Source organism: Rhodococcus sp. 05-2256-B1, from assembly GCF_002258465.1.
Lineage (GTDB): Bacteria > Actinomycetota > Actinomycetes > Mycobacteriales > Mycobacteriaceae > Rhodococcoides > Rhodococcoides fascians.
This window is the reverse complement of sequence record NZ_NOZA01000031.1, coordinates 141,768-155,202: the sequence shown is the minus strand read 5'-3', so window position 1 is coordinate 155,202 and position 13,435 is coordinate 141,768. Positions and strand designations below refer to the sequence as shown.

General features: G+C 64.9%; 13 protein-coding genes and 1 riboswitch. Of the genes, 8 read left to right on the top strand and 5 right to left on the bottom strand.

Annotation, left to right across the window (positions count from 1 at the left end; translation table 11 throughout):
• Window positions 1-34 precede the first annotated feature (34 nt).
• Window positions 35-1,564 carry a cobyric acid synthase gene (locus CH285_RS20700; RefSeq protein WP_094643008.1) on the top strand — a complete coding sequence of 510 codons (1,530 nt, stop codon included), beginning with the start codon at window positions 35-37 and terminating at the stop codon, window positions 1,562-1,564.
• Here the strand turns inward: CH285_RS20700 and CH285_RS20695 are convergent.
• Genes CH285_RS20695 through CH285_RS20685 form a run of 3 tightly spaced genes read right to left on the bottom strand, consistent with a single transcriptional unit; the run spans window position 1,548 to window position 3,549 of the window.
• Window positions 1,548-2,243, bottom strand: coding sequence for a hypothetical protein (locus CH285_RS20695; protein ID WP_027496720.1), 696 nt, complete (start codon window positions 2,241-2,243; stop codon window positions 1,548-1,550). The genes CH285_RS20700 and CH285_RS20695 overlap by 17 nt on opposite strands.
• Window positions 2,240-3,190 (bottom strand): ABC transporter ATP-binding protein, encoded by a 951-nt coding sequence (locus CH285_RS20690; protein WP_032390104.1) that lies wholly within the window; start codon window positions 3,188-3,190, stop codon window positions 2,240-2,242. Before CH285_RS20690 ends, CH285_RS20695 begins: the two co-directional genes overlap by 4 nt.
• Window positions 3,187-3,549, bottom strand: a complete 363-nt coding sequence (locus CH285_RS20685) for a GntR family transcriptional regulator (protein WP_027496722.1) — start codon at window positions 3,547-3,549, stop codon at window positions 3,187-3,189. Before CH285_RS20685 ends, CH285_RS20690 begins: the two co-directional genes overlap by 4 nt.
• Before the next feature lie 106 nt (window positions 3,550-3,655).
• Here CH285_RS20685 and CH285_RS20680 point away from each other — a divergent pair, with 106 nt between their 5' ends.
• Entirely contained in the window at window positions 3,656-4,222 is a 567-nt protein-coding gene (locus tag CH285_RS20680; RefSeq protein WP_094622518.1) for an alpha/beta fold hydrolase, read from the top strand.
• Between the two features lie 7 nt (window positions 4,223-4,229).
• Here the strand turns inward: CH285_RS20680 and mtr are convergent, their stop codons facing one another.
• Window positions 4,230-5,615, bottom strand: a complete 1,386-nt coding sequence (gene mtr, locus CH285_RS20675; protein WP_032387235.1) for a mycothione reductase — start codon at window positions 5,613-5,615, stop codon at window positions 4,230-4,232.
• Window positions 5,612-6,652, bottom strand: a complete 1,041-nt coding sequence (locus CH285_RS20670) for an alpha/beta hydrolase (protein ID WP_027496725.1) — start codon at window positions 6,650-6,652, stop codon at window positions 5,612-5,614. Before CH285_RS20670 ends, mtr begins: the two co-directional genes overlap by 4 nt.
• A 191-nt stretch (window positions 6,653-6,843) precedes the next feature.
• Here CH285_RS20670 and mqo point away from each other — a divergent pair, with 191 nt between their 5' ends.
• The 6 genes from mqo to CH285_RS20640 all read left to right on the top strand — a co-directional run bounded on the left by mqo (window position 6,844) and on the right by CH285_RS20640 (window position 13,422).
• Window positions 6,844-8,364 carry a malate dehydrogenase (quinone) gene (mqo, locus tag CH285_RS20665; protein WP_027496726.1) on the top strand — a complete coding sequence of 507 codons (1,521 nt, stop codon included), beginning with the start codon at window positions 6,844-6,846 and terminating at the stop codon, window positions 8,362-8,364.
• An 11-nt stretch (window positions 8,365-8,375) separates the two neighbouring features.
• Window positions 8,376-8,852 carry a GNAT family N-acetyltransferase gene (locus CH285_RS20660; RefSeq protein WP_027496727.1) on the top strand — a complete coding sequence of 159 codons (477 nt, stop codon included), beginning with the start codon at window positions 8,376-8,378 and terminating at the stop codon, window positions 8,850-8,852.
• An 85-nt stretch (window positions 8,853-8,937) separates the two neighbouring features.
• A riboswitch (adenosylcobalamin-variant (AdoCbl-variant) riboswitch) is annotated at window positions 8,938-9,030 on the top strand.
• Window positions 9,031-9,084: 54 nt separating this feature from the next.
• Window positions 9,085-11,022: a magnesium chelatase subunit D family protein gene (locus tag CH285_RS20655; protein ID WP_032366422.1), complete on the top strand. Its 1,938-nt coding sequence runs from the start codon at window positions 9,085-9,087 to the stop codon at window positions 11,020-11,022.
• An 11-nt stretch (window positions 11,023-11,033) separates the two neighbouring features.
• The gene (gene cobO, locus CH285_RS20650) at window positions 11,034-11,654 is read left to right on the top strand and encodes a cob(I)yrinic acid a,c-diamide adenosyltransferase (RefSeq protein WP_027496729.1); all 621 of its coding nucleotides are present in this window, start codon (window positions 11,034-11,036) and stop codon (window positions 11,652-11,654) included.
• Entirely contained in the window at window positions 11,648-13,042 is a 1,395-nt protein-coding gene (locus tag CH285_RS20645; RefSeq protein WP_032390108.1) for a cobyrinate a,c-diamide synthase, read from the top strand. The genes cobO and CH285_RS20645 overlap by 7 nt, the downstream gene beginning before the upstream one ends.
• Window positions 13,033-13,422 (top strand): cobalamin biosynthesis protein, encoded by a 390-nt coding sequence (locus tag CH285_RS20640; RefSeq protein ID WP_052067045.1) that lies wholly within the window; start codon window positions 13,033-13,035, stop codon window positions 13,420-13,422. Before CH285_RS20645 ends, CH285_RS20640 begins: the two co-directional genes overlap by 10 nt.
• Window positions 13,423-13,435 lie beyond the last annotated feature (13 nt).

Below are 13,435 nucleotides of genomic sequence, written 5' to 3'. Positions count from 1 at the left end.
GAGCCTGCGGAGTGAATAGAAATCTGATGCTGCCGTGAAAGGCGCTCTGTTGGTTGCCGGCACTACCTCCGATGCAGGCAAGAGTGTATTGGTCGCCGGCCTGTGCCGGATGCTGGCGCGGCGGGGTGTTCGGGTGGCCCCGTTCAAGGCGCAGAACATGTCGAACAACTCGGTCGTCACGTTGGACGGCGGCGAGATCGGCCGGGCTCAGGCCATGCAGGCGGCTGCCTGTGGCCTCGAGCCCAGCGTGCGGTTCAATCCGGTGTTGCTCAAGCCCGGCAGTGATCGGACGTCGCAGTTGGTGGTGCGCGGGCGTGCGGTGGCCCAGGTGAGTGCGAGCAACTACATCGAGCATCGGCAGGCGCTCCGGCATGTGGTCGCCGACGAGTTGTCCTCGCTACGTGCCGAATTCGACGTGGTGATCTGCGAGGGTGCCGGTTCACCGGCCGAGATCAATCTACGCGCCACCGATCTGGCCAACATGGGGTTGGCGAGGGCGGCGTCGCTGCCGGTGATCGTGGTGGGCGACATCGACCGCGGGGGAGTGCTGGCACACCTGTTCGGGACGGTGGCGGTGTTGTCACCCGAGGATCAGGCTCTCGTGGCAGGGTTCGTGATCAACAAGTTTCGGGGTGATCCGGCTCTGTTGGCACCGGGGCTCGACCAGTTGCGGGCGTTGACCGGGCGGCCGACGTACGGAGTCGTTCCGTTCGCCGACGGGTTGTGGATGGACGCGGAGGATTCGCTCGGCACCGTTCCCGATGCGCCCGTGGGCAGGCCCCGTCCTCCGCTCGGCTCGCAGTGGCTGCGGGTGGCGGCGGTGCGATTGCCGAGGATCTCCAACACGACCGATGTCGAGGCGGTGGCGTGCGAGCCTGGAGTGTCGGTGCACTGGGTCACCGAGCCTTCTCGGCTCGAGGATGCGGATTTGGTGGTCGTCCCCGGCAGCAAGTCCACGGTGTCGGATCTGGAATGGTTGCGGCGCACCGGTCTTGCTCGTGCCCTTTCCGAGCGCGCCGCTGCGGGGATGCCGGTTCTCGGCATCTGCGGCGGTTACCAGATGTTGGGCCGAACCATCTCTGATTCCGTGGAGTCGGGCGTCGGAACGGTCGAGGGACTGGGATTGCTCGATCTCGACATCGAATTCGCGGCCGAGAAGGTACTCGTGCAGGCGAGTGGTCGTTCCGTCGTATTCGGCTCGGATCCCGTGCGGGGGTACGAAATTCACCATGGACGAGTGGTCCGGAACGACGACGATGCGCTGCTGACGACCGCGGGGGGCGTCGGCGAGGGCAGTGTGCGTGGCGCTGTCGTGGGAACTCACTGGCACGGACTCCTCGAATCCGATGATTTCCGTCGATCCTTTCTCGCCTGGGTGGCAGAGAAGGCGGGTCGCGCAGGATTCGAGGTTGCGTCCGACACGTCGGTTGCGGCCCTTCGAGAACAGCAGTTGGATCTGCTGGCGGATCTGGTGGACAGCAACATCGATATCGACGCCGTTCTCGATCTGATAGAGAACGGCGTCGACGGCTCGACGAAAAAGATCGTTACGCAGATGCTTTGAGCAAGCCCATCCAACTGACGGTCGAGAAGATCCCGGTGATCACGAGCGGAACGACCACCAGCAGAAGCACGCGTGGGGTGTCGGTGAAGAAAGTCCCGACGTCGGGCCACCAGTTTTGCCACGTGATCACGATCGCGCCGCCTCCGAAGACGACGAGGCCGGCGAGTCCGAGCGTGAACAGACCGTTCGTGCGGAAGCGCCGGTAGACGACTCCGACGAACGCCCCGATGGACCCGATCAGCAGTAGCCCGATCACCAGAGTCAGCCACTGTAGGAGCGGGTTGTCGGTGGCGTAGCGGGCCAGACCGAACATGCGGATCTTCAGCCCGAAGCCGCCGGTCGCGGCTTCGACGACCGACAACAGGTAGACGATCGTGCCGAGGGCGACCGATTGTGCTACCCCCACCAGTGCTGTCGCAGTGAGGAATTCGCGACGTGTGATGCTCAGGCTCAGGGCGTACGGGAAGCACTGGGTGATAGCCGTGACGTAGAAGGCAATAGCGAACCCATAGACCGAGAACACGCCGCCGCTGAAGCTGAAATCCGAATCGCTTTCCGGAACGACCGAGAAGATGCCGTAGGTGATCACGAACACTGCGACGAGAATTCCCAGGGGCCACGCGAATGTGGTTGCCCACGAGGTGTTGTGGACCCGAGCTACGTTCAATATGCGCTTCATGACAAGGCCTCCTCGGCGGTGGTCGACTCGTGGATAGAGCCGGAATGGGCAGTGGTTCGATCGATGATCAACTGCTGCAACGGAATCGGTTCGATGCTGAGACCGGACGCCACGCCGAGGGATTGCTGGTGATCGTTCAGTCGCCCGTCGATCGTCGCTCGGGCTGTCGAGCCGAGGGCAGTTCTGTGCAAGATTCGATGCTCTGCAGCGAACCGGTCGACGGCCTCGGTCGGACCGGTGATCTCGAATGCTCTCTCGCGCAGATCGTCCGACTCGGCGTCGAGCAGAATTCTTCCCTTGTCGATGAGAATCACGTGCTCGATCAGATTGCTGACCTCGTCTATGAGGTGTGTCGACAGAACGACCGTTCGGGGGTTCTCCGCGTAGTCGGCCAGCAGCCGGTCGTAGAACATGTGTCGTGAGACTGCGTCCAGCCCCAGGTAGGGCTCGTCGAAGAAGGTGAGTGGCGCTCGGGACGCGAGACCGATGACGATTCCGAGTGCCGACGTCATTCCGCGAGAGAGCTTCTTGATCTTGCGACCCAACGGGAGGTCGAAATCGCGCAGCAATTCGGCGGCGAAGTCGTTGTCCCAGTGCGGAAGAATGTGGGAGGCCTGCGCAATGGCGTTCTTGACCTTCAAATCGTCGGGATACTTCTGGCTTTCCTTGACGAAGCACACGTGACTCAGAGCGCGCGGGTTCTCCCACGGGCGTTCGCCGAATACCGAGATCTCACCATCACTTTCGCGCATCTGGGCGGTCATCATCTGCATGACGGTGGTCTTGCCTGCTCCGTTGCGGCCGAGGAAGCCGTAGATCTTGTTGCGTTCGATCTCGAAGCTCACGTCGTCGACGGCGGTGAACGAGCCGAACTTCTTGGTCAGGTGTGTGGCCGACGCAACGACGCGGCGGAGTTCGTCGGGCGTACCGATATCGTGGATGCTCATCGCGCTGCCTCCCAGTTGTCGAGCATGGTCTTGAGTTCGTCCACGGTCATTCCGAGCTTGCGTGCCTCGGTGACCAGCGGGTCGATGTACTGACGGGCGAACAGATCGCGTCGACGGAACCGGAGTGCGTCCCGTGCGCCTGTGGTGACGAACATCCCGATTCCTCGTTTCTTGTAGACGACGCCGTCGGCGACGAGCTTCGCGAGCCCTTTGCCCGCTGTGGCCGGATTGATGCGGTGGAACGCGGCGAGCTCGTTGGTGGAGGGAACCTGTTCTTCCTCGGCCAGGGAGCCGTCGATGATCGAGTTCTCGACGAGCTCGGCGATCTGCAGGAAGATCGGCCTGCCCTCGTCCATCAGAGCCACCACCGTTGCGGTGAGGTCCGATGCCTCACTGGTTCATTACTCATGTAACTAACCATAGAACCGATGCGTGGTTCTGGCAACAGGCAGTACCGTCGTCCCCATGGAGTTCACGCATGTGAGTGCTGCGGGCGGGTCTGTTTCGATACGAGTAGCAGGACCGGACAGTCGGCACGCCGTGCTCCTGTTGCCCGGGATCGGCGATTCGGTCGATGTCTACGACTCGGTCAGCGAGCGGTTGCACAACTCGGATCTCAAAACCGTTGCGGTGGAAGACATCGATGGAGTGGGGGACGACGCTGTTCTCGCCCTACTGGACGAGCTGAAGCTGTCGTGGGTCCACCTCGTCGGGAGCGGGGCCGGTGCAGAAACGGCCTGGAGGCTCGCGGCCAAGACCTTCGGGAGGTTTGCCAGCCTCATCGCCGTGGATCGTTGCCATCCGGCAATCGCCGACGATCGGGGAGTCGTGCGCGACGCCGAATGCCCGGCAGTCGAGTTGCCGACGACGCTTGTCATCGGCAACTCCGCGATGCGTCCGGCCGCCGACAACAGCGGCCGCTTCGTCTACTCGGACTTCCGGGTCGTAGCGCTCGACGGTGTCGAACATGTCGCGGCCGACGCCCCGGCTGCGCTGGCCACGGAGATAGTGCTCCGCACCAGCCCCTGGTGACCGAAAACTACAGTTCGAGGCCCAGGAGCGCGTTCTCGACCACCTCGGGCAGTCCCGGATGAATCCAGTACTGACCGCGGGCCATGTCCTGGGCGGATAACCCGAAGCTCATCGCCTGGATGAGCGGCTGGATGAGCGTGGGGGCCTGAGCTCCGATGATGTGGGCCCCGAGTATCTTGCCGGTGCCCTTCTCGGCGATGATCTTGCACAGCCCCTCGCTGTCCTCCATCGCCCAGCCGAAGGCGACGTCGCCGTAGTTCTGGACCTTCACCGTGATGTCGAGCCCTGCGTCTCGGGCCTGTTCCTCGGTCATCCCCACCTCCGCGATCTGCGGGTCGGTGAACACGGCAGCGGGAACGAATCGGTGATCGTAGGTTCGCAACGCCGACGTGTCGCCGTGCCAGGCGTCCTGCAACAGGTTGTACTGGACCACGCGCGCTTCCTGATTCGCCACATGCTTGAGCTGATACGGCGAGGAGACGTCGCCCAGTGCGAACACGCCCTCGGCGGTGGTGCGGCCGAACTCGTCGACCGTGATGCGGCCCTCGTCGTCCAGCTCGATCCCAGCAGCACCGAGATTCAGTCGGTCGCCGTTGGGCTGCCGGCCGACGGCCACGAGGAACGCGTCTCCGAGGACCTTGGTGCCGTCCGCAAGTTCGACGCCGTGCAGTCCGCCCTCGGAAATCCCGCGCGTGTCACCGGAATCGAGGTGAACGTCCCACTTGGCCCGGGCGAGCTCGGTGAATCGTTTCGCGATATCGGCATCCAACGCGCGCAGCAGTGAATCCTTACGGGCGACGATCGATACCTTCGATCCGAGTGCGGAGAACACGTGCGCGAATTCGGCTGCGATGTAACCGGATCCGAGGATCACGAGGTGTTCGGGCAGTGCCGGTAGGCGCATGACGTCGTTGTTGGTGTGGTAGGTGACACCGGAATCTTCGATCGATTGCGGCACGGTGGGACGTGAGCCGGCCGCGATGACGATCTGGTCCGCCGTGATGGTCGTACCGGTTCCGGTGTCGATGGTGCGCGGGGCGACGAAGCGTGCGTGACCCTCGAACAGCGTGACGTTGGGGCTGCCCTCGGCGCGGTATCGCTTGCCGCCCTCGGAGATGGGGTCGATACGTCCGAAGACCCGCTCGACGATGTCCGGCCAGCGGACCGTGTCGACGTGCGCATCGATGCCGTACTTGGAGGAATCTCGCACCGTACGAGCCACCTCGGCCGCGTACACGTACATCTTGGTGGGGATGCAGCCGACGTTGAGGCACGTACCGCCGAACGTCGCATTCTCCTCGATCAGGGCGACCTTCTTGTCGTCGAACCTCTGATCGACGATCGAGTTTCCCGAGCCCGAGCCGATGATGACGACGTCGAAATGTTCTGTCATGAAATGTGTCCGATCTCGGTGTGGTCCTTGCCCGACGCGTGGTCGGTCTTCTCTCCCCGGTGCAACCACTCGAGCCATTCGTCCATTTCCTCGAAGGCCCGTGAGCGAGGGCCCTCGGTGGACAGGAAGACGTCGTGGCGTGCGCCCTCGATGGGGACGATCGAGGTTCGATCACCCAGGCAGCCGGCCCAACGGGCGATTTGCCGGACATCGAGAACGGCATCGGCCGCGTCGACGGCCGAGCTGTAGCGGCGGGAGAAATGCGTCACCTTCGAGCGAAGGATCAACGACGGAATTCCGATATCGAGGCCGCGGTGCAGCTCGGCATGCCCGTGCCGGACCGCACGGATCCAGCCGAAGGTGATGGGGAAGCCGGCGAGGGGTTTCCAGTCCAGGTCGTAATCCCACTCGCCCTGCTCCGATGCCGCGAGGGAAAGGCCGTAGGTATCCAAGCCGCCCCCGGGGACCGGCGTCTTTGCCCGAAATCTGCCGATCACGTCGATCGCCGCGGTACCGACGCTACGTATCGCCGGCGGGCCCTGCAGGTCGAACCAGGGGCTGTTGAGGACGACGCCTGCCAGGCCCAACCCGGACGAGCCGCCCTCCTGACGGTTGAGACGGTTGAGCCACAGCGGCAACACGAGGCCACCGGTGGAGTGCGCCATCAGCAGCACCGGCGCGTCCGCGCGCTCGGCGCGGACCAGGCTCAGCGCCTCGTTCAGCTCGGCGTCGTACATCGCCAGATCGGTCACGAAGTGTGCGGTCTGGCCCTCACGGCGCGATCGTCCGCACTTGCGCAGGTCGAGCGCGTAGAACGCGTATCCCTTCTCGGCGAAATGCTCGGCGATGTGTCGCTGGAAGAAGTAGTCGGTGAATCCGTGGACATAGATCACCGCGCGGTCGAAGTTGGCGACACCCGGCGGTTGATACCGCACCAGAGTGGCCTCGACCTGGCCCTCGCCGTCCGGATCGTCTCCGAGTGGGATGGTCGTCTGTTCGTAGCCGTCGCCGAGGACATCGGGAACCCAGGTAGTCACAGATCACAACTGTAGTGGGCGCCGCCGACAGCGTCCGAGGAGCACAATCGAGAGCAGGTTGACGTGGTGTCCGATGGGGTAGGCCCAGCTAGTAACCTGACCGCATCGGGTGAGTAACCCTCTACAGAAGAGTTCTCGGACCGATACCGCCACCGGCCGAGACCTTTACAGACAAGGAAGTCGATTCTCCAGTGTCCACAGATGAGCAGGGTAAGCGGATCAAGACCGACGTCGTTCTGGTCGGTGCCGGAATCATGAGCGCCACCCTCGGTGCGCTGCTCCGTCAGCTCGAGCCGAACTGGTCGATCGACGTCTACGAACGTCTCGACGCCGCAGCGGCCGAGAGCAGCGACGCGTGGAACAACGCGGGCACCGGGCATTCGGCGCTCTGCGAGCTCAATTACACGCCGCAGAACAAGGACGGCAGCGTCGATATCGCCAAGGCGCTCAACGTCAACGAGCAGTTCCAGGTCTCGCGGCAGTTCTGGGCCCACGGCATCGAGACCGGCGTCCTCTCCGACGCCAAGAACTTCATCAATCCGATCCCGCACGTGAGCTTCGTGCACGGCGAGGACAACGTGAAGTACCTGCGGGCGCGCTACGAGGCGCTCGTCGGCAACCCCTTGTTCGCCGGCATGGAGTACATCGATTCCAAGGACGAGTTCACCGCGCGACTGCCGCTGATGGCTCGTGGCCGTGACTTCTCCGATCCCGTTGCGCTCAACTGGAGTCAGGAAGGCACCGACGTCGACTTCGGTGCACTCACCAAGCAGCTGCTGAACTACCTGTCCGCGGCGGGTGGCACCGTGCACTTCGGGCACGATGTGCGCAACATCACCAAGCAGTCCGACGGCACGTGGGACGTCAAGGTGGCGAACCAGCGCACCGGTGCCAAGAAGACCGTCAACGCCAAGTTCGTGTTCGTCGGGGCGGGCGGCGGCGCGCTGCACCTGCTGCAGAAGTCGGGCATCGCCGAGATCAAGGGCTTCGGCGGATTCCCCGTCAGCGGCGAATGGCTGCGGTGCACCAACCCCGAACTGATCGAGCAGCACTCGGCCAAGGTGTACGGAAAGGCCTCGGTGGGAGCACCGCCGATGTCGGTGCCGCACCTCGACACGCGCGTCATCAACGGCCAGCAGGGATTGTTGTTCGGACCGTACGCGGGATGGTCACCGAAGTTCCTCAAGCAGGGCAAGATCACCGATCTGCCCGGCTCGGTCAAGCCGGGCAACCTGATGTCGATGCTCGGCGTCGGCGTGACCGAGCTCGGGCTCGTGAAGTACCTGGTGAGCGAGTTGGCTCAGTCGCAGGCCGATCGGGTCGAGACTCTGCGGGAGTTCGCGCCGACCGTCGTCGCCAAGGACTGGGAGCTGGTCACGGCCGGCCAGCGTGTGCAGGTGATCCGCAAGAAGGGACGCGGCGGCGTTCTCGAGTTCGGTACCGCTGTGGTCAACGCTGCCGACGGCAGCATCGCGGGCCTGCTCGGTGCCTCTCCCGGCGCATCGACAGCCGTACCGGCCATGCTGGACGTGCTGCAGCGGTGCTTCGGAGACAAGTACGACGCGTGGCAGCCCAAGCTCAAGGAAATGGTCCCGTCCCTGGGGGTCAAACTGGCTCAGAACAGCTCGCTGTTCGACGAGGTCTGGGCCTGGACCTCGAAGACGCTGGAGCTGGAAAGTTCGCGTGAGCTCGCACAGCACACGGGTGTGTGATAGCAAAAGGTATGAATACGCAAGCAGCAGCTCTCAAACGATCGTGGGCACTAGACCTGTCCAACAGCACGTTGTACGACCTGTTGAAGCTGCGTGTCGAGGTGTTCGTGGTCGAGCAGGCCTGCGCCTATCCGGAGTTGGACGGACGCGACCTGCTGACCGAGACGCGGCACTTCTGGCTCGAACGAGACGGTGAAGTGGTGTGCACTCTGCGTCTGCTCGAAGAGCACGACGACGGCGAGAAGGCGTTCCGTATCGGCCGCCTGTGCACCCAGCGTTCGGCCAGGGGACAGGGACACACCACGCGAATTCTGCGGGCCGCCCTGGCCGAGGTCGGTTCGGCACCGTGCCGGATCAACGCGCAGAGCTACCTCGTCGACATGTACGCCAAGCACGGCTTCCTGCCCGACGGCGAGGAAGTACTCGAGGACGGTATTCCGCACACTCCGATGCGTCGCGGTGGCGGCACCGCCTGGAGCGAGGCGTAACAGCCCGTTCGGATCCGAAGCTACGAATGCCACACACGTCCAGGCGTGTGTGGCATTCGTTCGTTCGGCGGTAGTGTTCCGTTCGAAGTCGAGTGCGGAGAAGTCCTGTGAGAATCAGGCGCGGTCCCGCCACTGTGATCAGGAGTGTTCTCCTGTCAGCCAGATCGCCGCCCGGCTTCGTGTAGTCCACCGAACGCTCGGCGCGGAACTCCGAGCACGAAGGGAATTGGTTGTGCAGCGAGAGAGCAGTGTCCCCGAACCGGGGTATCCGTTCAGTGCGATCGTCGGTCAGGATCAGCTGCGGTTGTCGTTGATCCTGTGCGCGGTGCACCCCGGTATCGGCGGTGTGCTGGTGCGCGGCGAGAAGGGGACCGCGAAATCGACGGTGGTTCGGGCGCTCGCAACTCTGCTGCCTGCCGTCGAGGACGAGGACGGTGCCCGCCCGGCCAAGCTGGTCGAGCTTCCGGTGGGAGCGACCGAGGACCGCGTGGTGGGGTCCATCGACCTCGAGAAGGTACTGCGCGACGGGGAACGAGCATTCCAACCCGGCCTGCTCGCAGCGGCACACCGCGGCGTGCTCTACGTCGACGAAGTGAACCTGTTGCACGACCATCTTGTGGACGTCCTGCTCGACGCGGCGGCGATGGGTCGCGTACATGTCGAACGAGACGGCGTATCGCATTCTCACCCAGCACAATTCGTCCTCGTGGGCACGATGAATCCCGAGGAGGGAGAGCTCCGGCCACAGTTGCTCGACCGATTCGGTCTGGCGGTCGAGGTCACCGCGTCGCGTGATGTGGACGTGCGCATGAACGTCGTGCGCAGGCGTATGAACTACGAGCGTGATCCCCACGCGTTCGCGGCAGCGTACGTCGACGAGGACGCCGCCGTTGCAGCGCAGATCGTGGCTGCACGCACGATCCTCGATGATGTGGTGTTGAGCGACAAGGAACTTCGGCGCATCGCCGCGCTGTGCGCATCTTTCGACGTCGACGGTATGCGCGCAGACCTGGTGGTCGCGCGTACTGCCTCGGCCCACGCCGCGTGGCGAGGCGCGAGCGAGGTGACCGAGGAGGACGTGCGCATCGCGGCGGAACTGGCGCTACCGCACAGGCGTCGACGCGACCCCTTCGACGAGCCCGGTATAGACGACAAGCAGCTCGACGACGCCATGCGCGACGCCGCCGAACAGGCCGAGCAGCAACCCGATCCCGAGCCGGAGCCGGATCCCGACGGTGATGGAGGAGCACCGAAGCCCGACGCGGCGGATAATTCCGACGCGCCGTCGAGCACGGAATCCGACGCGCCGCAGGAACCGGCCGACAGCCAGGACAAGGCCCCGACCGGTGCGGGCAGCGACCGGCAGGCAGGAACGCCGGGCGCGCAGTTCAAGGCGCGGCTCATCGAGCTTCCCGGGGTCGGTGAAGGTGCTCCGGGTAGGCGCTCGCGGTCGAGGTCCTCGTACGGACGGTCGGTTCGTCCCACCGTCGAACCGGGCCGGGGTCTGCATCTGATCGGTACGTTGTTCGCGGCAGCCGAGCAGCAGGTGGTGCGTGGGCGCACGTCCGGTCGGCTGCGACTGGCGCCCGAGGACCTGCGCGGAGCCGTCAAGGAGGGACGCGAGGGCAACCTCATCGTCTTCGTCGTCGACGCGTCGGGATCCATGGCTGCGCGAGATCGACTGTCGGCGGTGACGGGTGCGGTGCTCTCACTGCTCCGTGACGCCTATCAACGGCGCGACAAGGTCGCGGTCATCACCGTGCGCGGCACCGAGGCCGAGACAGTACTGCCGCCGACGTCCTCGGTCGATGTCGCTGTGACGCGGCTGCGAAAGATGAAGACCGGGGGCAAGTCTCCGTTGGCGCAGGGATTCCTGACCGCGCGAGAGTTGGTGCTGCGCGAGAAGGTTCGAGACCCGCTGCGGCGCGCGTTGGTGGTCGCTCTGACGGATGGGCGTGCCACGGGCGGCACCGATCCCGTCGGTCGGGCGCGAATCGCCGCCGGCCGCATCGCGGCGGACAAGATCGCGTCGGTCGTCGTCGACTGCGAGTCGGGCATGGTGCGCCTGGGATTGGCCGCGGACTTCGCCGGCTGTCTCGGAGGCGGATACGTGGCGCTCGCGGACCTGTCGGCCGAGCAGGTCACCGCCGTCGTTCGCGCAGCGGCGTAGGAGGACACGCGATGCCACAGGGAGTACCTGCTCCGGGAACCGTTCCGGAGGACGGCCTCACGACTCGTCAGCGCCGCAATCTGCCGGTGCTCGCCGTCCACACCGGTCCCGGCAAAGGGAAGTCGACCGCTGCGTTCGGAATGGCGTTGCGAGCCTGGAACCAGGGTTTCGACGTCGGCGTGTTCCAGTTCGTCAAGAGTGCGAAGTGGAAGGTGGGCGAGGAAGCGGCATTTCGTGCTCTGGGCGACGCGCACGAGAGCACCGGAATCGGCGGCGCTGTGGAATGGCACAAGATGGGCGAGGGGTGGTCGTGGACTCGCAAGAAGGGCAGCGAGGTCGACCACGCCGACGCCGCGGCCGAAGGCTGGCGTGAGATCGCACGGCGCATCGAGCAGCAATCCCATCGCTTCTACGTGTTGGACGAATTCACCTATCCACTCAAGTGGGGCTGGGTCGACGTCGCGGAGGTGGTCGAGGTGCTGACACATCGGCCGGGCAACCAACACGTCGTCATCACCGGCCGCGACGCTCCGCCGGAGTTGATTGCGGCCGCCGACCTCGTCACCGAGATGACCAAGGTGAAGCACCCGATGGATGCGGGTCGCAAAGGGCAGCGGGGCATCGAATGGTGAACCGGTCGTGTCCGGCCGTGGTGATCGCGGCACCCGCGTCGGGCAGCGGAAAGACGACGGTCGCCACCGGACTGATGGGTGCCCTGCGCGGTGCCGGCCGTCGGGTCGCTCCGTTCAAGGTCGGCCCGGACTACATCGATCCCGGTTACCACTCGCTCGCCGCGGGCCTGCCCGGTCGAAATCTCGACGCGGTCATGGTCGGTGCCGACCGCATCGGCCCACTGTTTCTGCACGGCAGCAGCGGCTGCGACATCGTGGTGGTCGAAGGCGTCATGGGCCTGTTCGACGGCAAGATCGACATGACCGGTCCGGGGGAGGCGTCCGCCGAGGGCTCGACCGCGCGAGTGGCGGCCATGCTCGGCGCGCCGGTGGTGCTCGTGGTCGACGCACGCGGGCACAGTCAATCCCTCGCCGCCGTGCTGCACGGATTCTCCACCTACGACTCGAGTGTGCGGATCGGCGGTGTGATTCTCAACCGCGTCGGCAGTGATCGGCACGAACAGGTGCTCCGTCAGGCCTGCGAACGAGTGGGTGTTCCGGTTCTGGGCTCCCTGCCGAGGATGAGTGAATTGGTCGTTCCGTCACGGCATCTGGGGCTGATCACCGCGGTGGAGCACGGCGGTGCCGCTACCGATGCGGTCGACGCGATGAGTGCATTGGTCGCACAGTTCGTGGACATCGAGGCGGTCGAGGCTCTGGCGCGTTCGTCGGTGACCGTCCCGGCCTGGAACCCTGCGCTCGAGGTCGGACCGTCCGGCGGCGCACCGGTGATCGCTGTCGCCGGCGGCCCGGCGTTCACCTTCGGCTACACCGAGCACGTCGAACTGCTCCGGGCCGCCGGCGCAGATGTTGCGGTCTTCGATCCGCTGCGCGACGGATTACCCTCGGGCACAGCAGGAGTGGTACTTCCCGGCGGTTTCCCGGAAGAACATGCCGCCGCCCTCGCGGCGAACGAAGTGCTACTCGCCGATATCAGGACAGCGGCGGCCCGTGGATTGCCCATACATGCTGAATGCGCCGGATTGCTCTATCTCGCACGGAGATTGGACGGCCACGCCATGGCCGGGGTAGTCGACGTCGACGCGGAATTCGGGAACACGCTCACCCTCGGATACCGCGATGCCGTCGCCCTCGAATCGTCGACGCTGTTCGACGCGGGTAGTCGCGTCACCGGCCACGAATTCCACCGAACGAAACTGGTGGACGTCCGAGAGAGCGCACCGGCGGCGTGGGGTTGGCACAAGCACGGGGTCGACGGCAGAACCGCCGCACGCGAGGGTTTCGTGCAGGGTGGTGTCCATGCGTCGTATCTGCACACGCACGCGGCGGGAAACCCCGAGTCGATCACTCGATTCGTCTCTGCCGCACACGATTACGCGTGCGTGTGAGGCGCGGCGTCGTCATCGGAATCGGCACCAGAGCAGGGGTCGGACCCGACGAGGTACTGCAGGCGATCACCGAGGTGATCGAGGAGAACTGGTCGGTGTTGAGCATCGCATCGATCGACCGAAAAGCAGAACTGGTGGCAACGATCGCGTCGAGAATGGGTGTTCGAGGAGCGACGTTCTCGGCGTCGGACCTGTCTGCAGTCGTCACCGAATCCGGGTCGGACCGGGTGCGAGACGCAGTCGGTACTGCCAGCGTCGCGGAAGCGTCGGCTCTGTTGGCCGGCTCGGCGCGGCGGCTGCTGGTTCCGAAGGCAGTCGGGGCCACCGTGGTCGTCGCGGTGGCCGCGACGGACGAAGAACCGGCGGATCTGCCGCACTGACTGGCGAAAGCGA